Origin of the sequence: Streptomyces sp. NPDC023838, from assembly GCF_040639555.1 — a bacterium.
Classification (GTDB): domain Bacteria; phylum Actinomycetota; class Actinomycetes; order Streptomycetales; family Streptomycetaceae; genus Streptomyces.
On the sequence record NZ_JBFAAD010000007.1, the window covers coordinates 18615 to 43444 of the forward strand.

The following is a 24830-nucleotide window of genomic DNA, read 5'->3' on the forward strand; positions in this document are numbered from 1 at the left end:
GCGGTCCGCGCCGAGCCGGCGCGGACCACTACGTCTTGGGGGCACGATGAAGGTTCGTCGCTGTGAGCAGTTGGTCTGCCGCTGGCTCGCGGGGGGCCTGGAGGTGGGAATTCCCGGGCGGCGGCAGTGGATCCGGCTCTCGGACGATCTGTACAAGGTGCTGGACCGGGCCGGTGCCGGGGTCGAACTCGACGACCTGGCAGGCGCGTTCGGCGCCGAGCACGAGCCGGACGTGCGCGAGGCGGTCGCCGCCCTCATCCAGCTGGGGGTGCTCGTGGAGGTGGACCGGGCCCCGCGCGTCCCGGCCCTGTGGGAGCGGTGGGGCGCCGTGGCGCAGCGGATGCACATCGAGGCCCGTGACGCCGACTATCTCGTCGACTCGCCGCGCCGGGACGACGAGGTCAACGCCATCGTCGCCGAGGGCGGTGCTCCGGCCGCGTTCAAGGAGTACCCCGACCGGCCCTCGGTGCCGTTGCCCCGCAGGCCCCTGCCGCTGGGCGCACCCGTCGAGGACGTCTTCGCCCTGCGGCGTACCCACCGGCAGTTCACCGATGACCCGGTCACGCTCGATCAGCTCGCCACCTTGCTGTTCCACAGCTTCGCGCCGCACCGTTTCCTCGATGGAGACGCCTTCGGGACGCTGCAGTGCCGGGTCAGCGCGTCGGCGGGAGCCCGGCACGAAGTCGAGGCGTACATCGTCGTCTACAACGTCACCGGGGTGGCGCCGGGGCTCTACCACTACTCCGTGGCCCGCCACGCCCTCGAGCTCTTGGACGAAAGTGTCACGCGCGAACAGGTCGCCGACCTGATGTATCACCAAGAGGCCTCGTACACCGGTGCCTTCACGGTGCTGACCACTGCCGTCGCCAACCGGCTGGCCTGGAAATACCGGCATCCGCGCGCCTACCGGCTGTGGATGTACGACGCCGGGCACTACGGTCAGACCTTCGCCCTGGCCGCCACGGCGCTCGGACTCGGTCCCTTCCAGACGGTGGCCTTCGTCGACAGCGAGGTGGAAAGCCTCCTGGGCGTCGACCCCGACGAGGAGTTCGCGGTGTACCTGCTGGCCGCCGGGGTCCCCCGGGACGCCGGCGCGCTCCTCCCGGCCGACTTCGCCTTCCCACGCCTCGGGCAGGGGAACTGACGTCATCGGGCCGGTCCCACGGTGGCGCCGGGTGTCCACCGGCTCCGTACGGCCTGTACTTGCACACGGCCGCGGAGCACGATGTCGAACCGCCGACAGAAAGCGATCCCCACGCCTCATGAAGGAAGACACCACCCTGCCGGGAAGCGGCCTCGACGAGACCGGCCCGGGCAGCACGCCAGTGGGCGGGAAGCTGCGGGAGCACCCGCAGTTCGTACGGCTGTGGCTGGGCCAGGCGGGCGGAGCCGTCGGTGACCAGGTGCTGCCGGTGGCGCTCAGCCTGTACGTCCTGCACCGGGGCGGCGGCGCCGGGGACGTCGGGCTGGTGCTGTCGGGCCGGGCCGTCTCGCTGGTCGTGTGCCTGCTGGCCGGAGGAGTGATCGCTGACCGGATGCGCCGCACCCGTGTCCTGATCGCCGCCGACGGCTTCCGCTCGGCGTTGCTGCTGGCCACCGCCCTGCTGCTCCCGGTCCTTCCACTGGGCCTGCTGCCACTGGTCACCGCGCTCGTCGGAGCCGGTGAGGCACTGTCACGCCCCGCCTCCCGCTCCCTGATGCCCCGGCTGCTGCCCGACGCCCTCCTGGAGCGCGGCAACGCGCTGGTGTCCGCGGCGCAGCGCACTTCGGCCGTGCTCGGCGCGCTGGTCGGCGTGGCGGCGGTCAGCCTCATCGGCGTGCGGCTCGCGCTGCTGGTGACCAGCACCATGTTCGCGCTCGCCGTCCTCGCCGTCCTGCGGATCCCGGACACCAGGCCTTCGGCGGGCCCCCGAGCCCGAGTGCTCGGTGAAGCCGCCGCCGGGCTGCGCGCGATCCGCCGGCGTCCCTGGGTGACGGCGGTGATGGGAACGGTCTGTCTGCACCTGTTCGCCGGGTCGGCGACCGCGCTCACCCTGTTGCCCGTGGTGGCGCGCCGTGATTTCGGCGGTGACGTCGCCTACGGCGTCGTGCTGGCCGCGATGGGTGTCGGCGCCCTGCCCGCGATCGCGCTCGCCGGGCGGTGGCGGCCACGGGCACGCGGCACCGTGAGCATGGTCGCGCTGACCGGGTACGCCCTGGTGCCGCTGAGCCTTGCCGGTCCGCTCCCGCTGCCCGCCGTGGTGGTCTGCTTCGCGCTGGGCGGCTTCGTCGTCGAGCTGTACTTCATCTACTGGATCTCCGCCCTGCAGCGGGCCTTCCCCGACGAGCTGTTGGGCAAGGTCTTCGCCCTGGACCAGCTGGGTGCCTTCGCGCTGCTGCCGGTCGGCTACGCGCTCGTCGGTCCGATGGTCGCCCTCGTCGGTGCGCGCGCCACACTGATCGGCGGTGGGGTCATTGTGGCGGCGTCGAGCCTGCTGTGCCTCGCGGTGCCCGGCGTCACCCGCCTGGCGGACGCGCCCCGGCGCGGGTGAGGCGGATCCCCCCTCCCGCTGCCCCTTGGCGAGGCACGGGACCTGCCCGGTCAGGTCGTGCGCGGAGCGCGGCCGTTCACACCGCCGCCGCGAGGTAGCGCAACGACACCGGTGCGCGGCGCACGACCGCCCTCGTGCGGCCCGCCAGGATCTCGTGCAGCAGCGCCTCCCGCTGGTGCGGGGCCCCCGGGCGGCCGGTGAGCACCCGCTGCCAGGTCGCGCTCGGAGCCTGCGGCCGGCCGTCGGCGGGTCGGTGTTCGGCGTGGCACTCCAGCAGGAGGGTCCCGTCGCGGCCGGCCGACGACAGCAGGGACAGCCGGATACGGATGGACGTCTCGGGGAACTCCGCACGGACCGTGTCCAGGACGCACGAGACATGGTGGGCGTCGGCGAGGCGCGCCTCCCCGATGACCAGAACGAACCGCAGGGCCAGACCGTGGTGCCGGGGCGGCGCGTGCCGCGGCTGAACGGGGCACGGCCCGGCCTCGGTGCCGTCCGGTCCGCCGGTGTCGGGGGCGGGGGTGCGGAAGAGGGTCATACCGTCTCCTTGGCGAGCGGGTCGTCCAGCTCGACGTGCGCGGGCAGGAGCGCCAGGACCGCGCGGGCGATGGCGTGGGAGTCCCGAGCGTCACCGAGCCGACCCCGGGGGCGGGTGTCACCGAGCCGACCCCGGAGCGGGCCCCCGTGGCGGTCGCCCAGTGCACTGATTCAGTAAGGCGGCCGCCCGCTCGTCGGCGCGGAGTCGTTCCGGCACCGACAGGCCGCGCGGTCCGGCACCGACGATGCGGACAGGGAGCTGTGCCGTGCTCACGGAGATCTCCCCCGGGTGCGTGCGCCCCGCTCGGACCCGCGGGTCCCGGCCCACCGGGCGCCGGGCCGGGACCCGCGTGGGGCACCGGCCCGGCCGGTACCTCACTGTTCGAGACAGAACTCGTTGATCGGATAGCCCACGTGCCGGTCGGCGACCGGCAGATAGCCCAGCACCTTGTCCCCGGGCTTGAGTTCGGTGCTGTTGAGCACCGTGCCGCCGGGTCCCAGGACCCGTACGTGCCAGTCGTCCTGGAGGATCAGGTTGGCGGTACGGCCGTCGGGTCCCACCGCGTCGACCGACAGCAGGGGACGCGACTCGATCTTGACGCGGCCCACCGTGACGAGCCGGGTCTTCCCGTGGATGTCGACGGCGGTGACCTTGCTGCCCGCCCGCAACTCGCTCAGGTAGCTGGTACGCGCGTCCTTGGCGAGGGTGTACGAGTGGATGGCGCCCGCGTTGACGCGGAACGGGCGGGTCGGCATGTAGGGCAGCGGATGGGTCTCGCTGACGCAGAGGATCATGCCTTTGGAGTGCGAGCCGACGAGGATGCCCTCGTCCTTGCGGAAGTACGTGGCGGTGTCCACGCACGCCCGTTCGCCCATGCCCACATGGGCGGTGGCCGTGACCTCCAGTTCGACCAGTTCCAGATCGGGGATGCCCGCCTCGGCGGCCTGTTTGAGGGCGGAGGCGTCACCGACCCGTACCGGGGCCATCAGCACGCCGTCCGAACCGAGTTCGAGGACGCCGAAGATGATTTCGGCCTCCTCGACGTCCTGCGCGACGGTGATGAGGCTGCCCTTGGCCCCGGAGGCCGCGGCGATGACGATCTCCAGGGGGATCTTCGTGGGGTCGCGGAAGAGCAGCACGCTCCACTGGTCGGTACGGCCCGAACGGCAGGCTTCTTCCAGGGTCTCGGCGTCCACGATCTCCACGAACCGGCCGAACTCGACGTCCGGGTGGAGGGCGGCGAGTTCGGTGGGGTCCCCGTGCTTGGCCGGGTCGACGACGACCACGTCGGCGGCGCCGAAGGACTCCGGGAGCGCCTCCCCCTGGGGGAAGAGGACCTTCTTCACCGTCGGTGGCAGGTTCTCGAGGTCCACGGGGTCGGCGGCGAGGATGCCGTCCACGCGCGCGTGCAGCGCCTCTTGGACGATCGCCTCTTTGCCGGAGCCCATCTTGCGGATGTCGATCCAGCTGAGCTTCACAGGACACCTGCCAATCGGGGGGAAGGGGGAAGGGCGTCGTGGAGGGAGCCGTGGACGATGTCCGCGAGTTCCCGTACGGTCTGCCGGGGCGTCGGTGACGTGAAGATCCGCCGCCCTATCGCGAGCCCCCGGCAGCCCGCGGCCAGGGCGGTGCGGGCGAATTCGGCAAGGCTCTGGCCGCTGTCGGCGCCGCCCGCGACGAGGACGGGCACCGGGGAGCTGGCGACCACTTCGGCCATCCGCTCCGGTGGGTTCGCGAAGACCGTCTTGACCAGGTCGGCGCCGAGGTCGGCGGCGACGTTGACCACGTGGGCGACGAGTTCGGGTGAGGGCGGCCCGGTCATCCGGGGACCTCGCGGATAGATCATCGCGAGCAGCGGCATGCCCCACCGGTCGCAGGCGGCCGCGACCGTGCCCAGATCGGCGAGTTGGGCGGCCTCGGTGTGGGAGCCGATGTTGACGTGGACGCTGACCGCGTCGGCGCCCAGTCGCAGGGCCTCGGCCACATCCCCCACCAGGACCTTGGCGTCCGTGTCGGGCCCGTGGGCGGTGCTGGCGCTGAGGTGGACGATCAGGGAGCAGCCGGCGAGGGCCTGGGGATCGATCAGGCGCGCCCGTCCCTTGTGGACGACGATGCCGTCCGCACCCCCCGCCACGAGGTCGTGGACGAGATCGTTGAAGCCGGCGGCCGTGGTGATCGGACCGTCGGACACCGAGTGGTCGAGAGGAATGAGGAGAAAACGACCGTCACCATGACCGGATAGTCTGGCCAGACGCAATGAGGTACCAGGTAGGGCGGCTCTCGCCATCAGCTACTCCTCGAACGCGTAAGCGGTTCCGATTGGGGAGATCTGTACACAGACAGACGGAGAATCTGATTCCGTCTTTACTTTCTTTGCGGCTTACTGACGGGCAGCGTCGCAAAGGTCGGTCGAGAAACTGTCGGTAAGCCGTCGAAGCCCAGCTCACGGCGAGTACGCGCGGATTCGCGCGAATGATCCATCTTCCCCTGTTGTGCAAGTGGGGAATCTCCCCACTTGCACAAGCCACCCGGCCTGCCTGTAAGAGGAAATTTCCAATCCCTTGCCTGTTGCGGCTCCCCCTGCCGCTGTTTAATCGTGCAGATCCCTGTGTACCTTCGATCCACCGAACTAACTCACCCGAGAGTTGCCGAATCCTGGCGACCGGACTGCGCAATGGGGGAATTGTGTACATCTCCGAGTATCCAGTAGGTGCTGGGCCAGACCGCCGTGCGGCACCCGAGTCCGGCTCCCGCCACCCGGAGTACCTGGACTGCGGTGTCCTGGGCCCGCTGCGCATCGGCACCGGCGCGACTCCCGGGACGATCACGGTTCCGCCGAAGATCCGTTCGGTCCTCGCGATGCTGCTCGTCCACACCGACCAAGTGGTCCCGGTGTCGGCGCTCATGCGCGAGCTGTGGCAGGAGCATCCACCCGCGAGCGGCTTACGGACGCTCCAGACGTACGTACTGAACTGCCGCAAGCTGCTGGTGGGGCTCACCGGGCTGCCCGCTCCCGTCATCACCCAGGACGTCCTGGTGACCCGGGCGGGCGGGTACGGCCTCAACGGCGCCCATGTACGCCTGGACTGGCTGCGGTTCCAGCGGCTGGCGGAGCACGGGGCGCGGGTCCTCGCCACGGGCGACGACCTCGGCGGGATCGACCTCCTCGAGGAGGCCCTCGGCCTCTGGCACGGCGCGGCTCTCGCGGACGTACCGGCGGGCCCGGTCATCGACTCCAAGCGCCGCCTGTTCGAGGAATCGCAGCTGGGAGTCATCGGCTCGCTGGCCGAGGCCCGGATAAGAGCCGGGCTGCACCAGGAGGCGATCACCCAACTCGCGGCGGCCACCAGCGAGCACGCGCTGCACGAGGGGCTCCACGCCCACTACATACGCGCGCTCGCTCTCGGCGGGCGCCGCGCCGAGGCGCTGGGGGTCTTCCAGGCCCTGCGCGCGCGGCTGGTCAGCGAGATCGGGATCGAGCCGGGCTATCCGCTCCAGCAGCTTCAGCTCACCGTACTGAACTCGGGCCCGCTCGCCATGTGAACGCTCCGCTGCCGGACAGTGAAGCTCACCGGGCCGGGCCACCGCCGACGGCTGTGACCGGGCCCGGATCCGCACCGGCATGACGGTCCGTCACCACATCGTGTGAGAACGGGAGTTGAGGGAGGCTAGGGCGCCCGGGGCCGATGCCGAGTGCCGGAGCCGGGACGCCAGATCCTGCCACACCTCCGCGCACGCCGTGGCCATCGCCGCGATGGAGTCGGCGCAGTGGGCCGGGACCGCGTCGGCGATGCGCTCCCACTGCTGGGCGTCCGCCATATGGATCTCCATCATGCGCAGCAACAGGCGGCCCGTCTCGGTCAGCCGCAGCGAGGGGTCCCGGCACAGGCTCCGGAACATCGCCTCGCGTACGTCGGCCGACATCCGCGTCTGCTGTGCGGGCGGGTCGCAGGCGGGTGGAGGGTGCGCGGCGGCCGTCCGCCCGCGTGCCCGGCCGGAACCGGACCCCGCACGCTTCCTCGGCACGGGATCCTCACCGCGCTTGAGGCGCTCGCGTACGTCGCGGACAGTACCCGGCGAGATGCCCGCCTTCTGAGCGATCGCGCGCAGCGAGGCGGTCGGGTTCTCGGCGATGAGACGGCTGGCGATCAGGCGCCCCTCGGTGCAGCTGACCGGGCGGACCCGGCCGTCCCGGCCGACCCGGGCGGACTGCTCGGCGGCGCCCGTGCTCATTCTCCGGCGCTGCGCGCCGACGGTCTTGGCGGAGAGCCCCGTGACGGACGCGATGGCCCGGTTGGACCAGTTCGGGTGGGTGCGGATGATGCGGGCGGCGGCGGCCGTGCGGTCGGGCGCGGACAGCGGGAGCCCGTGCACGACGTTGGCTTCGACGGCGAGGACGAACGCGTCCTCCGAGGGCCCGTCGTAGAACCGCACCTGGATGTCGCGTCCGCCCCGTAACCGGGTGGCCTGGAGGCGGTGCATACCGTCGATCACCCGCATCGTGGGGCGGTGCACGACGATCGGCGGAAGCGGTTGTTCCGACTGGGCGAGCAGCCGGATGTGCTCATCGTTCTCACCGAGTCGGCGGGGTGAGTCGGCCCGTAACAGCCGGCCGATCGGCACTGTTTCCACCGCGGACAAGGACGGGCCGGGCAGGGGGACACGACCGTCGGCGAAGCTCATCGTGCGGCACCTCGTGGGAGTCGGGCTGCCGGGGCAGCGGCGGGCATCGGTCCAGGGGACAGACGTGCCGCTACCCCGAGCCGTCGAGCCAGTCGCGCACGTCGCGCATCGCGCTGCCCGAGCTGTCGACGTCGATGGTGTCGGAGAGATCGGCGATGGTGATGTCCCGCAGCGCCGCGCGCCAGGCCCGGTCGGCGACCTGCATGGCGCGGTTGACCGCGCACGGCTTGGCGCAGTCCCGCGGGGGCTGCGCGAGCGGGCCGCGTTGCCGGATCTCGGTGCAGCGGAAGGCCGGTTCGGGCCCGTCGACCGCCTGCACGACGTCCAGGACGGTGATGTCCCCGGCGGGCCGCGTGAACGAGTATCCGCCGGTGGGGCCCGGTGTGGAGCGCAGGATCCCGGCCTGGGACAGGGCCTGGAGGTGCTTGGCGAGATAGCCGGGGGGAAGACCGTGCAGCTCAGCGAGCCGGGCCGCGGGCACCGGGGCGCGGCTCTGGCCGAGCGAGATGCAGCAGTGGATGGCCCACTCGACGCCGTTCGAAAGCTTCATGACGCCAGGATAGCCATCTCGGTTATTTACTGTCCGCGATTCTGCTATAAACGCGGTTACTTAGTGTCCGAGATTATGGGAGGTGCGGGTCATGAGTGAGACGCAAGACCGCTTACCGTCGGCGCCGGGCGCCGGTGCCGCCAAGTCCGGGGCCCCAGCGGCGCCTTCGGAGGTTCCCGGGCGCAGTGCTCTCGGCTTCGCGGCGGTCGCCCTGTTCGTGGCGGCGGCCAATCTGCGGCCCGCGATCGCCGCGGTCTCGCCGCTGGTGGACCGGATCCGCGACGACCTGGGCCTGTCGGCCACCGGGGCGGCTCTGCTGACCACGATCCCGACCCTGGCGATGGGGCTGTGCGCCCCGCTGGCCGCGTCGGTGGGCCGCCGGTGGGGGCTCTTCCGGGGTGTCCTGATCGGGCTGTTCATCGTCGGTGCCGCCACCGCCGCGCGCGGCCTCGGCCACTCCACCTGGCTCCAGCTCTCCTGCGCCGCCGTGGTGGGCGCCGGCATCGCCGTCGCCCAGACGCTGCTGCCGGCCATCGTCAAGACGCGCTTCGCGGACCGGGCGGGTCTGGTGACCGGCATCTACACCGCCGGTCTCGGTCTCGGCGGCGCCGTGGCCGCCGGTGTCAGCGCCCCGATCGCCGACGCCTTCGACTCCTGGCCCGGAGCGCTCGCGTCCTGGGCCGTCCTCGCGGTCGCGGGCATCGTGCTGTGGTCGGCCGCCAAGAAGTCACTCGGCCTCGACCACATCGACGGCCCCAAGGGCCCCGCCACGACGGGCCTGCCCTGGCGGTCCCGGCTGGCCTGGCGGATCACCGCCCTGTCGGCGGGCAACTCGGCGCTCTACTACTGCGAGTTGGCGTGGATCGCCCCCCTGCTGCACGACGACGGCGGGCTCAGCGAGTCCAAGGCCGGTTTCATGCTGACAGTGATGATCTCCATCCAGGTCGTGGCGATGCTGGGCGTCCCCGCCTTGCTGGGTGAACGCGCCGACAAGCGCCTGGGCCTCGCCCTGACGACGACGCTGACCGCCGTGGGCTTCCTGGGCTTCGGTTTCAGCCCCGGCACGGGCACCTGGCTGTGGATCCTGGCCATGGGCATCGGTCACGGCGGTCTGTTCACCTTGGTCCTGACCCTGCCGGTCGCCGCGAGCCGCGACTCCGCGCAGGCGGGCCGCTTCAGCGCGATGGCCTTCTTCGTCGGCTACGCCTGCGCGGCCGTGGGCCCGGTCATGGTCGGTGGCTTGCGCGACGCCACCGGCGACTACAAGCTCGCGTTCGCCCTGCTGGCGGCGGCTACGGCGCTGATGCTGGTGCCGGTCGCCCGGCTGTCTCCGCAGCAGATCGAGAAGGACCAGCAGACGGCCGGCTGACCGCGGTGACCGCCGGCCGATGGCCGTGATCCCGCGCGCATCACCGGCCGGCAGGCGAAGCCGCGCCCCACAGGACGCTGTTGGTCAACCCTGCCTCTGCTGTGCCCCGTCGAGCATCGGCTCGGCGGGGCACAGTGCTGCCAAGCGGCCGGTACGGGCCGCGGGCTCGTGGTGTGTCGGTGAGCTGAGCGTCGACAAGGGCGAGATCGATCGCGGCTCTGGTGAGCCGGTGCGCGAAGGGCCGGACGGACCACCGGCGTCCCCCGCAGGCTCGGCCCCTCGTGCCTCTTCCCCTCCCCACGCTCGGTGTTGAGCGATTCTGCGACCGGCTCTCGACAGCCCTGAGTGAACCTGATGGCGGCAGCGCACGCAGATCCGCTTTCCCCAGGTTTCCCCCAGGTCCTTCCCCACCGGTCGAGAGGACGAGCATGCCCGACTCCAAGACCCGCATCGCCATCGTGGGAGGAGGCATCGCCGGCCTGGTCACCGCCACCCTCCTGCACCGCAGCGGGATCGAGGTCAGACTCTTCGAACAGTCGCCGGCCTTCGGCGCCGTAGGCGCGGGCATCCAGCTCTCGCCCAACGGCGTCCGCGTCCTGCACCGCCTCGGCCTCGCGAAGGCGCTGACCGACCACGCGGTGCCGGCCCGCGCCATCGAGACCCTGCGCTGGGACAACGCCGCGCCGATCGCCCGCGTACCGCACGGCACCGCCTGCGACGAACGCCACGGTGCCCCCTACTACTTGATGCACCGCGCGGGCCTCCAGCGGTGCCTGCTGTCCGTAGCCCCGCAGGAGATCGTCGAACTCGGTGCGGGCTGTGCCCGGGTGACCGAGCGCACCGACGGCGCCGAAGTGCACCTCACGGACGGCTCCGTCGTCCTCGCCGATCTCGTCGTCGGCGCCGACGGGGTGCACTCCGCCGTCCGCCGCGCGGTCGTCGACGACCGGCCGCGCTTCTCCGGGTACGCCGTCCATCGTGGCCTGGTCCCGGCCGCGCTGGTGCCCGCCCTCCGCGACGACCCGCGCGTCCTGTTCTGGCTCGGTCCGCGCAGGCACGTCACGTACTACCCGATCGAGAGCGGCGAGACCGTCCACTTCAGCGCCGTGGGAGCCACCGACCGCGCCCCCGTCGCCGCTTCCACCAACGGCGCCGTGGAAGACCTCGGCGCGGCCTTCGCCGGCTGGCACGAACAGGTCCGCCACGTCATCACCTCGGCCCGCTCGGTCACCCGCTGGGACCTCTACGACCGCGACATCCCGCCCCGTTACGCCACCGAGCGGGTCGTCCTGCTCGGGGACGCCGCACACCCCACCCTCCCGTATCTCTCACAGGGCGCGAACCAGGCGCTGGAGGACGCCGCCGTCCTCGTCCGGTGCCTGACCGCGTACGGTCCGCTCGACTGGACGCGGGCGCTGCGCCGGTACGACGCGCTGCGCCGGCCCCGCACCGCCGAGGTCCACCGGCGGGCCCGGGCCCTGGCCGACACCTTCCACCTGCCCGACGGCCCCGCCCAGACGGCCCGAGACCGCGCGATGAGCACCCACCAGAGCCTGGCACACCTGGACTGGCTGTACGGCTACGACACCGAGGCCGCCGCACCCCTCACCCCGCACGCCGAGGCGGCCCCGTCATCCACACCCCCCACCCCGAGCCTCACCCCGAGGTCCTGACATGAGGAGAACGAACACCGTGCACACCCTGCTGCGCCGGGTCACCCGGGGGAACGGCTTCTACATCGGCGAGATCTTCCACGCCGCCGCGCGTCGCAACCCGAGGACGCCCATCACGCTCGACCGCCCGCTCCACTGGGCCCCCGACCGCGGAACGGACTTCACCGTCGGCCAACTCGCCGACCAGATCGACGACCTGGCCGCCCGGCTGTGGTCGGCCGGAGTCCGCGCCGCCGAGCGGGTGGCGCTGTACAAGACCGACAGCTTCGACATCGCGCTCCTGGCCTGCGCGGCCGCGCGGATCGGCGCGGTCCCCGCCCTGCTGTCCCCGGCCCTGGACGGGGCCGTGGTGGGCGCGCTCCTCGCCCGCCTGGACCGTCCGTGGCTGCTCACTGACGCCGAGACGCTCAGTGGCAAGCTGCGCGAGGTGCCACTGGCCGGTGTCGTGAAGAAGACCCTGCTCTCGGCCGGACACGCCCCGGCGGATACCCAGGACATCCTGCTGCTCGCCGACCACGCGGGCGCGCCCCGGCGCGACCCCGTCTTCCTCCACCCGCACCAGCCGTCCCTGATCACCCACAGCTCGGGCACCACCGGCATACCGAAACTGGCCGTGCACTGCCCCGAGACGGGCTGGCACCGGCTGGTGCCGCAGAAGATGGTGGCCTGGCCGATCCGGGAACGCGAGACGGCCGCGCTGTGCATGACGTTCGTCCACTCGCGTTTCTACCAGGGCCTCGCGATGTTCCTCAGCCACGGCAACCCGATGGTGATCGCCGTAGACCCGGACCCCGCCCGCATCGGCCCGCTCTTCGCCCGGACCCGGCCCGGATACATCGAGACCCACCCCAACACGTACGTCGACTGGGAGGAGCTCGACAAGGCCCCGGGCGCCCCGCTGTCCAGCGTCCGCGTCTTCGGCGCCACCTTCGACGCAATGCACCCGCGCACCATCCAGCGCATGCTCGGCGCCTCCCGCCGCAGCCGCCCGCTCTTCGTCCAGTTCTACGGGCAGTCGGAGATCGGGCCGATGACCGGGCGCTGGTACACCCGGCGCACCGCGCACCAGGCGGACGGTCGCTGCGTGGGCCTGCCGTTGCCCGGCTTCATCTCCATGCGCGTCGTCGACGACGCGGGCAGACGCGTGGCCACCGGACACACCGGCCACCTCGAAGTGCGCAGCCGCACCCGCATCCTCACCTACCTCGGCGAGGACGACCGCTTCAAGAGCCAGCTCCACGACGGCTGGTGGCGCGTCGGCGACATGGGGTACCTCGACCGCTGGGGGCTGCTGCATCTGATGGACCGTGAGGTCGACCGGATCGAGACCATGGACAGCAACCTCGCCGTCGAAGACCTCCTGATGGGCCGGCTCGACGAGCTGCGGGAGATCGTGATCGTGGCGGGCCCGGACGGCGAGCCCGTCCCCGTGGTGGCCACCCGGAGCGACGAGCCCCTCGACCCCGCGCGCTGGCGGCTGGCCACCGAGGACCTGCCCGCCATGGCCCCGTTCCGGCAGTTCCCCTTCGACGATCTGCCTCGCACCTCCACCCGGAAGATCCAGCGCCCCGAACTCGCCCGGATCGTACGGGAAACACCCCCGCGGCCGGTCGCCACCGAACGGGAATCAGGCACGGCGGTGGGGGCATGACGATGCGGCACGCGGCAGGCCGTCACCTGATCGAGCTGATGACGGGCTTCTGGAAGACCCAGGCCCTCTACATCGCGACCGAACTCGGCATCATCGACGCGATCGCGACGGCCGGGCGCGCCACGGGCGGCGCCCTCGCCCTGGAGACCGAGACGGACCCGGACGCGCTGCGCCGCCTCCTGCTGTTCCTGGCCCGCCTCGACGTGGTCACCGGCGACGAAAGCACAGGGTATGCGCTCACCCCCGTCGGGGAACTGCTGCGCACCGACATCCGCGACTCGATGCGCGACCACGTACGGATCTACGGCTCGCACTTCTGCCCGGCCTGGGGCGCGTTGACCCACTCCCTGCGCACCGGCGGGTCGGCGTTCTCCCATGTGTTCGGCAGCGACCTCTTCCCGTACCTCCAAGAGCACCCCGAGACGTCGCTGACGTACGAACGCGCCATGGTCGCCGGCACGCCGTTCTTCGCGGAGGTCGGGCAGGCCTTCGACTTCTCGGGGGCACGCAAGATCGTGGACGTCGCGGGCGGGCACGGGGCGCTCCTGCACGAGATCCTCACCAGCAACCCCGGCCCGCGGGCCGTCCTGTTCGACGCCCCCCACGTCATCGAGGAGTCCGAGGGCCATCCGATCGCCACCCACCACGCGGACCGGTGCGAGCGGGTGTCCGGCAACTTCTTCGAGGCGGTGCCGCAGGGCGGTGACGTCTATCTGCTCTCCCGCATCCTGCACTGCTTCGACGACGAGGCGTGCCGGCAGATCCTCACCAACTGCCGGCTGGCGATGGGCCCGGACGCCCGTCTCGTCATCGTGGAGCGCATCCTCGGCAAGGATGCCGGTTCGTCACTCGCCGAGGGCTACAACATGCACATGCTCGTGGTCCTCGGGGGCGGCCGGGAACGGGACGAGACGCAGTACCGCACCCTGCTCGGCAAGGCGGGGTTCACCGTGGCGGACATCCATCCGCTGCCACTGGAAACCCACCTCATCGTCGCCACGCCCCACTGAAGGGACCGGGGGGCCCCTCCTGCCCCCGCTCCCTCCCCCTCCCCCGGCTCACGTTCGCGTGACTGTCCCGCACTCTCCTTCTCTGCCCTCTCGCATACGTGTGTCCATCGATGTGCTCCGGTCGTACGGGTCGACCGCGTGGCCGTCTCCGGTACCGGTGGCGTCGCGCTCGGCCCGGAACTCGGGGAGGAAGTAGCCGGTGGAGTTGCCGCAGCCGCCGTTGGCGGTGTCCGCCTTGTAGGAGATGAGCGAGAACGTACCCCTCTCGGTGATCACCTTCGCAGGGTCGTCCCAGCTCATCACCAACTCCCGGCGCACAATGGTGCGCGCGACTTCGTCGCTTCCCGCCGCGGCGCGTACGACGGGATAGACGTAGGTGACATCGGCGGTGACCTCGACCGCGCCGCGCTTGCCTTCCCGGTAGCTGATGCGGCCTCGTGTCTTGACCACGTCTCCGACAAGCCGTGCCTTCGTCGGTGCGAAACGGCTGAACAGCAGCAGGGGGTCGTTCTCTCAGCCGGGCGTGCGGAAAGCGGCCGCCAAGTAGCCCTGTACGTCCTGCTGGTGGGGATTGATCAACGCGATCGCTTTCCCGGGGCGGTCCCCGCGGAGCACACCGGGATCCAGATTGGACGCGGTGAGGAACTCCTGTGTCCGGGCCAGCGCCTGCGCGACCTGCTCCCGGCTCATCCAGCCGGTCGGCTGCGCCGCCGGAACGTAGACCCCGGCCGCCCCGTTGCCCCACTGGAGAGCGGGTGACCCTCGGAACGGCTCCTTGATGGTGGGCAGTTGGGCCGAACCTTGGTCAGCGGGCGGCCGGCTCGGACGGCCCGACTCCGCAGCGAGCGGAGTCTGCTCGCCGCCTGCGCCCCCGATCCAGTCGACCACCCGGCCCGGGTCCAGCGCCACAACCAGCAATCCGGCCGCGACCAGCAGACCGGCCACGTACCAGCCGGCGCCCCTCCGCCGCCGGGGCGGCTCGTGGGTCCGCCATCCCGGTGGCCGGCCGCCCTCCTCGCGCAGCCGCCGCGCCACCACTCGTGACCGCGCCGACGGCTCCTCGGGCGCCCCCGAAATCCCGGCCTCGGATTCCCGCAGGAAACGTTCCCACTCCTCGTCCGGTATCGACGCCCCGTCTTTGCCCACAATCCTTGCCCTTCCCCGGTACATGTCCCTGTGCAGGGACCATGATCCCCCAATGGATGGGCAGGGTGATCAGGGCAGCGGGCCGGCTCTCACCGGCTGGTGTACAGGCGGATGCGATAGCGCAGCCCGGACGCCGAGGACTGCCAGCCCTTGTCCTCGGTGACCTTCCACTCCGGGCCCGGTGTCGGGGCGTACGCGTCGCCGTCCACCGCCGTGTCGACTTCCGTCACCGAAAGCGTCGTGGCGTATTCCAGGGCGGCGCGATAGATCTCCCCGCCACCGATCACCCACGTCTCAGCAGCGACGCCCGCCGGCCCCACGGGCTCGGCGGCGAGCTCCAGGGCCTCGGCGATGGAACCGGCGCGCTCCGCCCCCTCGGCCGCCCACCGCGGATCACGGGTGACCACGATGTTCCGCCTCCCGGACAGCGGGCGGAACCGCGCGGGCAGCGAATCCCAGGTCTTGCGCCCCATGACCACCGGATGACCGAGGGTGGTCGCCTTGAAATGCGCCATGTCCTCGGGCAGCCGCCACGGAATCGCGTTGTCCGCGCCGATGACGCCGTCGGGGGTCTGCGCCCAGATCAGCCCTACGTTCACACCGCCACCGGAGCCTTGATGGCCGGGTGGTGCCGGTAGTCGAGCACCTCCACGTCGGAGTAGGCGTACTCGAAGAGCGAGTCGGCCTTGCGCAGTCGCAGCTCGGGGAACTCGAACGGGGTACGCGAGAGCTGCTCGCGCACCTGCTCGACGTGGTTGTCATAGATGTGGCAGTCGCCGCCGGTCCAGATGAAGTCACCCGGCTCAAGGCCGACCTGCTGCGCCACCATATGAGTGAGCAGCGCATAGCTGGCGATGTTGAACGGGACACCGAGGAACAGGTCCGCGCTGCGCTGGTACAGCTGGCAGGAGAGTTTGCCGTCGGCGACGTAGAACTGGAAGAAGGCGTGGCACGGCGCCAGCGCCATCTTGTTCAGCTCGGCGACGTTCCAGGCGGAGACGATCATCCGGCGGGAGTCCGGGTCCCGGCGCAGCGTGTCTAGAACCTCACTGATCTGGTCGATGTGCCCGCCGTCCGGGGTGGGCCAGGAGCGCCACTGCGCCCCGTAGACCGGACCGAGGTCGCCGTTGCCGTCGGCCCACTCGTCCCAGATGGTCACGCCGTGCTCCTGGAGCCAGCCGACGTTCGCATCGCCGCGCAGGAACCACAGCAGCTCGTACACGATGGACCTGAGGTGCACCTTCTTCGTGGTGACCAGCGGGAACCCCTGCGAGAGGTCATAGCGGAGCTGGTGCCCGAAGACGCTTCGGGTACCGGTGCCCGTCCGGTCGGCTTTGGCTGTCCCGGAGGTCAGCACCAGCCGCAAAAGGTCTTCGTACTGGGTATCGGCCATAACCGCCGATTCTACTGGCGCCGAGAACATGAGCTCGACGGCCACGTCCGCGCCGTGTGCCCGGGCCACGGGAGCGCTGGAGCGGAGCCGAAGAAGCCAACCGTGCCGTACGCGATCTTGGTGCGGCCGCCGAGCGCGCCGACGAGGGCGGCGGTGCCGCTGACCGGCGAGCCGGCCGCCGAGGGCGGACGTACCGACCCTTACGCCGAGAAGATCGCCACCATCACCGCCACCCAGAAGCAGGGGAGGCTCACCGACGCGGTAGGGCCGGGCGAGCTCCCGCACGCCGTGATCGCACTCACCGCATCCTGGTCCACGCGGAGGGGCCCGCGGGGGCGCTGCTAGCCTGTGGCTCATGATCGGGAAGCGCGCCAGGCTGCGAATATCCAGCTTGTCGGCGCCGAGTGGTCCGCAGCGTGCCCTCATCGTCGCCTGCTTCGTCAGTCGGGTGGGCAACGGGCTGTTCAACACCGCGGCGGTCCTCTACTTCACGCTGGTGGCGCACCTGCCCGCCGGACAGGTCGGTGTCGGCCTCACGATCGCCGGGCTGGTCGGGCTGCTGGCCGGGATCCCGGCCGGGAACCTGGCAGACCGGTACGGGCCGCGCACGGTCTGGCTGACGTCCCTCACGATGCAGGCCGCGACGATGGCCGCATTCGTCTTCATCCACGGCTGGGTCACGTTCACGCTCATCGCCACACTGGACCGGCTGGCAGCAACGGCGGGCGGCGCCGCAGGCGGTGCGCTCATCGCCCGTGCCGGCGGTGAACGCCCGGCCGCCTTCAGGGCGAGACTCCGCACGTACGTGAACCTCGGTGTGGTCCTGGGCACCCTCGGCGCCGCCTTCGCCGTCTCGGTCAACACCCGCCCGGCATACACCGCGCTCATCCTCGCCAACGCCGCCAGCTTCGCCTGCGCCGCCCTGGTCGCCCTGATCGGCGTCCCCAACTACCAGCCCCTGCCCCGGCCCGAGGAGCACCACCGCTGGGCCGTCCTGTCCGACCGGCCGTTCGTGTCCTTCACCGCGCTCTACGGCGCCATGGGCCTGCACTACCAGACCGTCTCCCTGCTCCTGCCGATCTGGCTCTCCGCCCACACCGACGCGCCGCGCTGGACCGTGGCGGCGGTCTACGCGGTCAACAGCGGGGTATGCGTGCTGCTCCAGAGCAGGATCGGCTCCCGGGTGGAAACACCGCGCCAGGGCGGCCGGGCGTTGCGCCTCGCCGGGCTGCTCTTCTTGGTCAGCTGCCCTTTGATGGCCCTGACGGCGGACGTTCCGGCCTGGATCGCGCCCGGACTGGCCGTCCTCGCCGTCTGCGTGCACAGTCTCGGAGAGGTATGGGAGTCCTCGGGCGGCTACGCGCTCGGGTTCGGTCTCGCCCCCGACCACGCCCAAGGGCAGTACCAAGGCCTCTTCGGCATCGCATTCGACGCCGGGCAGGCCCTGGCTCCGGTGGTCCTCACGACAGCGGTCCTTGGACTCGGACACGCGGGCTGGCTGCTGCTCGGCGCGTTCTTCGCCGCTCTGGGCGCGGCAGGGCCGCCGGTGGCAGCATGGGCGGAGCGCACCCGCCGCTCAAGCCACGACACGGCCGGCGCGACGGATGGTCGGCCCGACGAGGCCTCGCTTCCCGACCCCGCGTAGTCGCCAGGGGCGAGGGGCGCACGACAGGCTCTGGCCGAATTGGCTAGCCGAGGTGGCGCAGCACGTCGGTGGTGTTGGCGCGGTACGCCTGCAGCGCTCGCAGTCCTGCTGCGTAGCGGTCGCGGTGCCGTGCGATGTCCGCGGCCTGCTTCTGGGCCCGTACGGTGTGCCAGATCTCCGCCGTGTGGTGGCGGCGCTTGCAGGTGACGTCCGCGACCGCGGTGGCCTGCTCTCGGTGTGTGTGCGGGGTGTTGCCGTCGCTGCCCCGCTGCCAGGCTTCGTCCGAGTATGCCGCGTCGGGGTCCGGGTAGCGGGGGAATCCTTGTTCTTCCACACAACGCGACCACACATCCCAGGCCGAGCGCAGACGCGGGTCGCGCTTGACCTCCTTATCCACCTCGATCGCCCGTGTGCTCGCGTAGAGCCAGTCCCGCTTGACGTCGATGCCGCGCATCAGCCGCCGGTCCGCCTCGGCGGTGCAGTCGGGCCAGTCCGCGTACTCGGCATTGGTCATGCGGCGGCCCTTCGGCTGGGAAGCGGCCCGCTTCGCCGGATCCCAGCCATAGCCCCAGCGGCGGGCGGAGCGGAGATCGAGGACGCCGTAGTCGGTGGCGACAAGGGTCGCGACGGAGGGATCGGTGGGATAACGGGGATCGAGCGGGAAGTCCGGGTGGCCGTGCTCCGCCATGCACTGGCGGACCAGCAACGCCAATGCCTGCTGGGCTCGCTGGTAATCCCGCGGCGTGAAGTCGTAGCGGTCGGCCGGCAGGGGGCCGAGGTCCGACGTGGTGCGGGTGGCCTCCGCGGGTTGCGGGCCGGAGGCGCAGTACGCCACCACCACCGTCACCCCTGCTGCCGCGCCGAGCCGCCACCCCCGTCTCGTCATGACCAGGATGCTAGGGCCTGTCGTCAAATTCCCGTCTGTCCTGCGACGCCTGGCACGCACTCTCGCCGCACCGGGCGAAAGCCCACGTACGTCCAGTACGAGGGCTCTCACCCGGCGCGCCGAGAGCACGCACCAGACGCCGCCGGACCGCCCTTCGGGCGACGACGGGAATTTGACGACAGGCCCTAGCGGGTGGCGTGCGCACGGTCGCCGCGCCCCCGCCAGGCTTCGGCCATCCCCAATTTCACTGGAGCTCCCCCAAGAGGTACGTACGCGCGCCGCGCAAACCTCTCAAGTCAGGACAGTGCAGCCCGATTTCCGACCGATCACGGACGCAGCGATGAGTTTGCCCCGCTCGGCGAGTCTCACCAACGTTGTCGCGATCACAGGAGGAATACGTGGCTCAGCTACTGAGGGTCCAGAACTTCAATGTCTCGAGTGACGGTATCGGGGCCGGTGAGGACCAGAGTCTCGAGAGTCCGTTCGGCCTGCCCCATCCCGAGAGGCTGTTCGCCTGGGCCGGGGCCACGGCGAGCTGGCCCATGCGTACCGACCCCGGGGGCAGCCGGGGCCTGGACGACTACTTCACGCGGGACTTCGCCCGCAACATCGGCGCCGAGATCATGGGCCGCAACAAGTTCGGCCCCCAGCGCGGGCCCTGGAAGGACGACGAGTGGCAGGGCTGGTGGGGTGACGAACCCCCGTTCCGTACCCCGGTGTTCGTCATGACCCACCACACGCGCCCGTCGATCACGCTCTCCGACACCACCTTCCACTTCGTCGACGCCGACCCCGCCACCGTCCTCGAACAGGCACGGGAAGCGGCGCAGGGCAAGGACGTCCGGCTCGGCGGAGGGGTGAGCACCATCCGGGAGTTCCTCGACGCCGACCTCGTCGACACGATGCACGTGGCCGTCTCGCCGGTGAAGCTCGGGTCCGGCCTACGGCTGTGGCAGTCCCCCGAGGAACTGCTCGACCGGTTCCACCTGGACGTCGTTCCCAGCCCCAGCGGAGTGACGCACCACCTGTTCTGGCGGAAGTGACCCTCCTTCAGGGCTCACCCCGGCAGGCTGTACTGCCCCGCCCGTTCAGCCCTGGCACGGAGCACCACTGCGCGGCGCGCAGTGGTGCTCCGTGCCCCCCGTAAGGCGCACCCTGGCTTGCCGCCCGCCGTGGTGGGTGTTGAGGTCGGAAGCATGGGCAGTGACGGCGACGCAGCCGAGGGACGCAGGCGCAGGGTCACCGGCGAAAAGGTGTTCGCCAGCGACTTCCGGCCGGTGGACCTGGCCGCCATGGGGTGGCCGACGGACTGCCTACATGCCTTGCTGCTGCGCAGCCGGTACGTCGACCGGCCCTTCACGGGGGTGGATTTCGGGCGGCTGCCGGAGGAGCTGCGGCCCGACGTGGTCGTCACGGCCGCGGACCTCCCGGAGCCCCCGTACAGCAACCATGTGTCCGCCGACGATGTCCAGGCCCTTCTGCCCGCGGGTGAGACGGCCGACTATCTCGGCCAGCCGGTGGCCATCGTGGTCTACGGCGACTTCGTACGGTTCCGACGCGCGGCGCAGGAGTTGCGAGAAGGTGCTGCTCCGGTGACATACGGCCCGGCCCCGGCCACCGGCGTACTCCCGCCCACGGAGGAGGAGCAGATCGCGCAGGATCTGGAGGCATGGACGGGGCGGACCTTCACCGGCGCGCAGCGCCAGGCGCACTACCTGCTGGACGGCACGGTGCCCGACGGTTACTCCCACTGGAACCGAGGGCGTGTCACCTACGACGCCGCGCAAGGGACGTTTGTCAGAGGCGGACAACCCGACACCGAGGCGGAGCACCTGTTCCAGGCGGTGGAGGCCGACATGGCCCAGCCAGGAGCACACCTGGCCGTCACCACGACCTTCACCCAGCAGATCGACCCGGCGTTCCTGGAGCCGGAGGCCGGACTGGCCTGGCTGGACCGGACTTCCGGGACCCTGCATCTGGTGCTCGGGACGCAGTCGCCGCACGGCGACGTGCCGGACATCCAGGCGCTGCTGGGCCGCGCGGCGCATCCGACCGTGCGTTCCGTGCGGCTGTGGTCGAAGGACTGCGGCGGTGGGTTCGGGGGCCGGGACAAGTCGCCGTTCCCGTACTATCTGGCGCTCGCGGCCGTGTTCGCGCCCGGCCCCGTGCGGCTGGCGTACGACCGGCGCGAGCAGTTCCAGGGTGGTTTGAAGCGGCATGCCTCGGCCGTCCGCAGCTGGATCCGGGCCGATCCGGACGGACGGATCCGGGCGATGCGGTCGTTCATCGTGCTGCGCGGAGGTGTCGAGGCCAACCTCAACGGGCCGGTGCTGGGCTTGGCGGCCCTGCACGCCACCGGCCCGTACCGGGTGCCGAGGGCCTCGGTGCACGCCATCGTGCTGGAGCGGGCGATCCCCATCGTCGGTTCCATGCGCGGGTTCGGCATTCCCCAGGTGGCGTTCAACCTGGAGACCGCGATCGACCGGTTCGCCGTACGGGGCCTCGGCATGGACCCCCTCGACTTCCGCCTGGCCAACGCGGTCCGCTCGCTGAGCGACGGGTCGGCAGACGGCTCGGCCGATGCCCCTCAGCCGGACACGGACCTCGCGGGGACTCCGCTGCGGTTCCATGTCGCCGCCGCCGAAGTCTGCGCGGCCGCTCGCGACCACACGCTGTGGCGAGGGCGCGACGAGGCCCGTGACCGGGTCGCGGGGCGCGGAGACGGAACGCTGTACGGGGTCGGCTTCGCCTGCTGCATGGAGGCGTACGGAACCAGCCAGGACAGTGTCTACACGGCCGTGCAGGTCGGCGCGGACGGCCGGGTCGTGGTGTGGGGCCAGAGCGTGGAGATGGGGCAGGGCTCCCGGGGCGCGCTGGAACAGGCCGCCCACAGCGTGCTCGGGGTGCCGGCGGTGGCCCGGCTCGGTGTGGTGGGGCCGTTCGAACGCTTCGCCCAGCGGCTCAAGGAGCGCGGGCTGCACGACCAGGTCAAGATCTCGCTGTCCCATGGCGCGAGCAGCGCGTCGAAGACGGCGTTCTTCCATGTGCACGTGGTGCGCGAGGCGTGCCGCGCGCTCCTGCGGCTGCGGCTGCTGCCCGCCGCGCGCACACTGCTGGACGAGCCCGCGCTCACCGACGCCGACCTGCTGGCGGCTTGGCAGGACGGCGCGGTCCGGCTGCCGGGCCGCCCTCCGGTGCCGCTCGCCGCCCTGGCGCGTGAGGTGGTGCGTGTGGGAGGGGCGACGTGTGTCATGGCGCACGGCTACTTCTGCAACGGCTGGTCCCAGGCGACGTTCCAGGTGGACGGGCTGTCCCACGAGGCGTCCGTCGACGCGCTGGCCCTCGTCGGGTCGCCCGACGACGACCCTGTTCCCCTCACGCCGGTCGGCCCGCTCAGACCCCCGGCCGCGCGTGGACCGGGCGGGGACGTCGTGCCGCGATCGCTGTACGCGGCGGCGGGTCACTTGATCGGTGTGGAGCTCGTGCCGGGGCATGGGGCGATCCGGGTGGTGGACGCGGTGACGTTCCTGGACGCGGGCGACCCGCTGCTGCCGTCCGCTCTGGAGGGCCAGGTGGCGGGCGGCCTCGCCATGGGGATCTCGCACACACTGCACGAGGAGCTGCCCCCGGAGACGGGCGCCGGTCCCTACGTCAACTTCGACCGCTACCGGCTGGCACGGTACGCCGACATCACCGGGATCCGGCGCGAGACGGTTCTCGTTCCCCTGCCCGCAGGGGGCGTCCTCGGCACCGGCAGTCCGAGCCTGCGGCACAAGGGCGTCGGCGAGGCGACGATGACGAGCGTCGCACCCGCCGTCGCCAACGCCGTCGCACACGCCCTCGGGCACGGCGACGACCACTGCTGGCCCTCCCGTACCCCGATCCGCCTGGCGGACCTGGCCCTCCCCCACGACGGGCGGTCGTGATGCAAGAGCCGAACACCGATCTGGACCTGACCGTCAACGGCGTGCGCCACCAAGGCCGTTCCGTCCCCGGCGACATGTCGCTCGTCCACTTCCTGCACGAGGACCTGGGCCTGACCGGGACGAAGATCGGCTGCTCCATGGGGGAATGCCGCGCCTGCACCGTCGCTGTCCGCACCCGGCCCCACGCTCCCGTGGTGACACGTCAGGCCTGCATGACCAGCATGCGGCATGTGAGTGGGTGGGACGTCACCACCGTGGAAGGCCTGGCGGCCGACGGTGCGCTGCACCCCGTACAGCAGGCGTTCCTGGAACGTGAGGCGTTCCAGTGCGGATACTGCGCGGCCGGGTTCGCGGTCGCCGGCAGCGTCGTCGTCGACCACGCGAGCGAGGGCCGCCCCGCGGACGACGAAGAGCGGGAGCAGCGGCTGGAGGAAGCCGTCGACACCGTCCTCGGCTCGCATGTGTGCCGCTGTACGGATTACGAGCGCTACCGGGCGGCCGTCCTGTCCGCCGCGCGGAGTGCGGCGGATCCGGCGATCGCCACGGTATGGCCCGAAACCGGCCCGGCCACGCCACCGGCCCCTCCGGTGACCGGGGCATCCGCCGGAAAGGCCGCCCGGCGGCCGAGCAGGACGTCTGCCCTGACCGCGGCGGACACCGAACGGCTCGGCTACACCCCGGTGTTCGACGATCCCACGCTGGAGCTGATCCGTCTGCTGCGTGACGGAGCGGAGATCGAGCACTCGCTGCTCGTCCAGTATCTGTACGCCGCCTTCTCGATCAAAGTGCCGCGCTTCGCCGACCTCGCCGGCTGGCCGAGCCACCGTTACGGAGGCCGGCCGCTGCACCTGATGGGTGTGGCCATCGAGGAGATGACACACCTCGACATCGTCAACTCGCTGCTCGTCGCGCTCGGTGCGGCCCCGCACCTCGGCCGCCAGCAGTTCCCGTACGAGCAGGACATCTATCCCTTCGCCTTCGTCCTGGAACCACTGAGCCTGCACAGCCTGGCCAAGTACGTGTACGTCGAGGCATCGCCGAGCGCGGTCGACCCGGCCCAGCAGCACACCCCCGAGGACCGGGCCTTCGTCGACCGCCTGTACGAGGTGCTCGGCTCGGCGACGCCCTCGGCCCCGCGCCCCAACCAGGTCGGCAGCCTGTACCGGAAGGTCACGCGTGTGCTGGAGCTGCTGCGCGAGCGGGAGCCCGACCGGCTGGACTACGTGTCCTGGTTCGCCCGGCTGGATCTGCTGCGCGAAGAAGGGGAGAGCGAACACTTCGCCCTGTTCCGGTCCATGTTCGAGGGCACCCATCCCGCCCTGCGGGACTGCGCCGACGTATGGAATCCGGCCGGCCCGGACCACCCGGTGGTGCCCCTCAACCACGCGAGCGGACTGCCACCGTCCGGCAGTCCCGTCCCCGACGAAACGGTGCCGGCGCTACGGCACCTCGCCAACCTCCACTACTGGGCGGTGTGCATGCTGCTGGACGCGTCCTATCGGCAGGGCATGAGCTTCCACAGCGCCGCGCGCAGGCACATGACCGGCCCGATGCGCAGCCTGGCCACCGCGCTGGCCCACCACGGCGAGGGCCTCCCCTTCGACGCCTTCGTGGCGGGGTACGCCGCCGGGCTGGATGACGCGGAGAACCTGCGCCTGACCCGCACCATGGTGCAGCAGATCACCCTCGACCAGCAGCGCTACGCCCGCCACCTGCCGTACGACTACCCGTCCAACTGTGCTCCGGAGACGCTGTGGGAGCTGTCGCTGATGCCTGACGGGCGATGATCCGGAGCTCCGCGCACGGAGCTCCTCGCAAGGAGCTCCGTG

At 71.3% G+C, this 24830-nt stretch carries 20 protein-coding genes and 1 pseudogene; 12 read left to right on the forward strand and 9 right to left on the reverse strand.

The window, feature by feature from the left end:
- The first annotated feature begins 46 nt into the window (after positions 1-46).
- Both AB0G17_RS10995 and AB0G17_RS11000 read left to right on the forward strand, forming a co-directional pair.
- On the forward strand, positions 47-1144 hold the full coding sequence (locus AB0G17_RS10995) for a SagB/ThcOx family dehydrogenase (protein WP_361379018.1): 1098 nt from the start codon (positions 47-49) through the stop codon (positions 1142-1144).
- Positions 1145-1262: 118 nt separating this feature from the next.
- A complete protein-coding gene (locus tag AB0G17_RS11000) occupies positions 1263-2531 on the forward strand; it encodes an MFS transporter (RefSeq protein ID WP_361379021.1) in 1269 nt (422 codons plus the stop codon).
- A gap of 76 nt (positions 2532-2607) precedes the next feature.
- On the opposite strand, the gene AB0G17_RS11005 is transcribed toward AB0G17_RS11000, so the two are convergent.
- From AB0G17_RS11005 to AB0G17_RS11015, 3 genes are all read right to left on the reverse strand, one after another.
- A complete protein-coding gene (locus AB0G17_RS11005) occupies positions 2608-3069 on the reverse strand; it encodes a hypothetical protein (protein ID WP_361379024.1) in 462 nt (153 codons plus the stop codon).
- A 374-nt stretch (positions 3070-3443) separates the two neighbouring features.
- Complete coding sequence (locus tag AB0G17_RS11010; RefSeq protein ID WP_361379027.1) at positions 3444-4547, reverse strand: 3-dehydroquinate synthase II family protein; 1104 nt, start codon at positions 4545-4547, stop codon at positions 3444-3446.
- A complete protein-coding gene (locus AB0G17_RS11015) occupies positions 4544-5356 on the reverse strand; it encodes a 2-amino-3,7-dideoxy-D-threo-hept-6-ulosonate synthase (RefSeq protein ID WP_361379030.1) in 813 nt (270 codons plus the stop codon). The genes AB0G17_RS11010 and AB0G17_RS11015 overlap by 4 nt, the downstream gene beginning before the upstream one ends.
- 398 nt (positions 5357-5754) lie before the next feature.
- Here AB0G17_RS11015 and AB0G17_RS11020 point away from each other — a divergent pair, with 398 nt between their 5' ends.
- The gene (locus AB0G17_RS11020; RefSeq protein WP_361379033.1) at positions 5755-6612 is read left to right on the forward strand and encodes an AfsR/SARP family transcriptional regulator; all 858 of its coding nucleotides are present in this window, start codon (positions 5755-5757) and stop codon (positions 6610-6612) included.
- Between the two features lie 90 nt (positions 6613-6702).
- On the opposite strand, the gene AB0G17_RS11025 is transcribed toward AB0G17_RS11020, so the two are convergent.
- Both AB0G17_RS11025 and AB0G17_RS11030 read right to left on the reverse strand, forming a co-directional pair.
- The gene (locus AB0G17_RS11025; RefSeq protein WP_361379036.1) at positions 6703-7752 is read right to left on the reverse strand and encodes a ParB N-terminal domain-containing protein; all 1050 of its coding nucleotides are present in this window, start codon (positions 7750-7752) and stop codon (positions 6703-6705) included.
- A gap of 70 nt (positions 7753-7822) precedes the next feature.
- The gene (locus AB0G17_RS11030) at positions 7823-8302 is read right to left on the reverse strand and encodes an Rrf2 family transcriptional regulator (protein WP_361379039.1); all 480 of its coding nucleotides are present in this window, start codon (positions 8300-8302) and stop codon (positions 7823-7825) included.
- A gap of 91 nt (positions 8303-8393) precedes the next feature.
- On the opposite strand from AB0G17_RS11030, the gene AB0G17_RS11035 reads away from it, so the two are divergent.
- The 4 genes from AB0G17_RS11035 (at position 8394) to AB0G17_RS11050 (ending at position 14005) form a co-directional block, all read left to right on the forward strand.
- Complete coding sequence (locus AB0G17_RS11035) at positions 8394-9671, forward strand: MFS transporter (RefSeq protein WP_361379042.1); 1278 nt, start codon at positions 8394-8396, stop codon at positions 9669-9671.
- Positions 9672-10099: 428 nt separating this feature from the next.
- Positions 10100-11344 carry an FAD-dependent monooxygenase gene (locus AB0G17_RS11040; protein WP_361379045.1) on the forward strand — a complete coding sequence of 415 codons (1245 nt, stop codon included), beginning with the start codon at positions 10100-10102 and terminating at the stop codon, positions 11342-11344.
- 1 nt (position 11345) lies between these two features.
- A complete protein-coding gene (locus AB0G17_RS11045; protein ID WP_361379048.1) occupies positions 11346-12995 on the forward strand; it encodes a class I adenylate-forming enzyme family protein in 1650 nt (549 codons plus the stop codon).
- Positions 12992-14005: a methyltransferase gene (locus AB0G17_RS11050; protein WP_361379051.1), complete on the forward strand. Its 1014-nt coding sequence runs from the start codon at positions 12992-12994 to the stop codon at positions 14003-14005. Before AB0G17_RS11045 ends, AB0G17_RS11050 begins: the two co-directional genes overlap by 4 nt.
- 48 nt (positions 14006-14053) lie before the next feature.
- On the opposite strand, the pseudogene AB0G17_RS11055 reads toward AB0G17_RS11050, so the two are convergent.
- From AB0G17_RS11055 to AB0G17_RS11065, 3 genes and pseudogenes are all read right to left on the reverse strand, one after another.
- A pseudogene (locus tag AB0G17_RS11055) lies at positions 14054-15151 on the reverse strand (hypothetical protein).
- Between the two features lie 89 nt (positions 15152-15240).
- Positions 15241-15750, reverse strand: a complete 510-nt coding sequence (locus tag AB0G17_RS11060; RefSeq protein WP_361379054.1) for a dihydrofolate reductase — start codon at positions 15748-15750, stop codon at positions 15241-15243.
- Positions 15747-16544: a thymidylate synthase gene (locus AB0G17_RS11065; RefSeq protein WP_361379057.1), complete on the reverse strand. Its 798-nt coding sequence runs from the start codon at positions 16542-16544 to the stop codon at positions 15747-15749. The genes AB0G17_RS11060 and AB0G17_RS11065 overlap by 4 nt, the downstream gene beginning before the upstream one ends.
- Before the next feature lie 102 nt (positions 16545-16646).
- Between AB0G17_RS11065 and AB0G17_RS11070 the strand changes: the two genes are divergently transcribed.
- Both AB0G17_RS11070 and AB0G17_RS11075 read left to right on the forward strand, forming a co-directional pair.
- Positions 16647-16889, forward strand: coding sequence for a hypothetical protein (locus tag AB0G17_RS11070; protein ID WP_361379060.1), 243 nt, complete (start codon positions 16647-16649; stop codon positions 16887-16889).
- Positions 16890-16899: 10 nt separating this feature from the next.
- Positions 16900-18189 (forward strand): MFS transporter, encoded by a 1290-nt coding sequence (locus AB0G17_RS11075; RefSeq protein ID WP_361379063.1) that lies wholly within the window; start codon positions 16900-16902, stop codon positions 18187-18189.
- A gap of 43 nt (positions 18190-18232) precedes the next feature.
- Here AB0G17_RS11075 and AB0G17_RS11080 read toward each other — a convergent pair whose 3' ends face one another.
- The gene (locus AB0G17_RS11080; protein ID WP_361379066.1) at positions 18233-19075 is read right to left on the reverse strand and encodes a hypothetical protein; all 843 of its coding nucleotides are present in this window, start codon (positions 19073-19075) and stop codon (positions 18233-18235) included.
- A gap of 398 nt (positions 19076-19473) precedes the next feature.
- Here AB0G17_RS11080 and AB0G17_RS11085 point away from each other — a divergent pair, with 398 nt between their 5' ends.
- The 3 genes from AB0G17_RS11085 to AB0G17_RS11095 all read left to right on the forward strand — a co-directional run bounded on the left by AB0G17_RS11085 (position 19474) and on the right by AB0G17_RS11095 (position 24788).
- Positions 19474-20118: a dihydrofolate reductase family protein gene (locus tag AB0G17_RS11085; RefSeq protein ID WP_361379069.1), complete on the forward strand. Its 645-nt coding sequence runs from the start codon at positions 19474-19476 to the stop codon at positions 20116-20118.
- A gap of 153 nt (positions 20119-20271) precedes the next feature.
- A complete protein-coding gene (locus tag AB0G17_RS11090) occupies positions 20272-23001 on the forward strand; it encodes a molybdopterin cofactor-binding domain-containing protein (RefSeq protein ID WP_361379072.1) in 2730 nt (909 codons plus the stop codon).
- Entirely contained in the window at positions 23001-24788 is a 1788-nt protein-coding gene (locus tag AB0G17_RS11095; protein ID WP_361379075.1) for a ferritin-like domain-containing protein, read from the forward strand. The genes AB0G17_RS11090 and AB0G17_RS11095 overlap by 1 nt, the downstream gene beginning before the upstream one ends.
- Positions 24789-24830 lie beyond the last annotated feature (42 nt).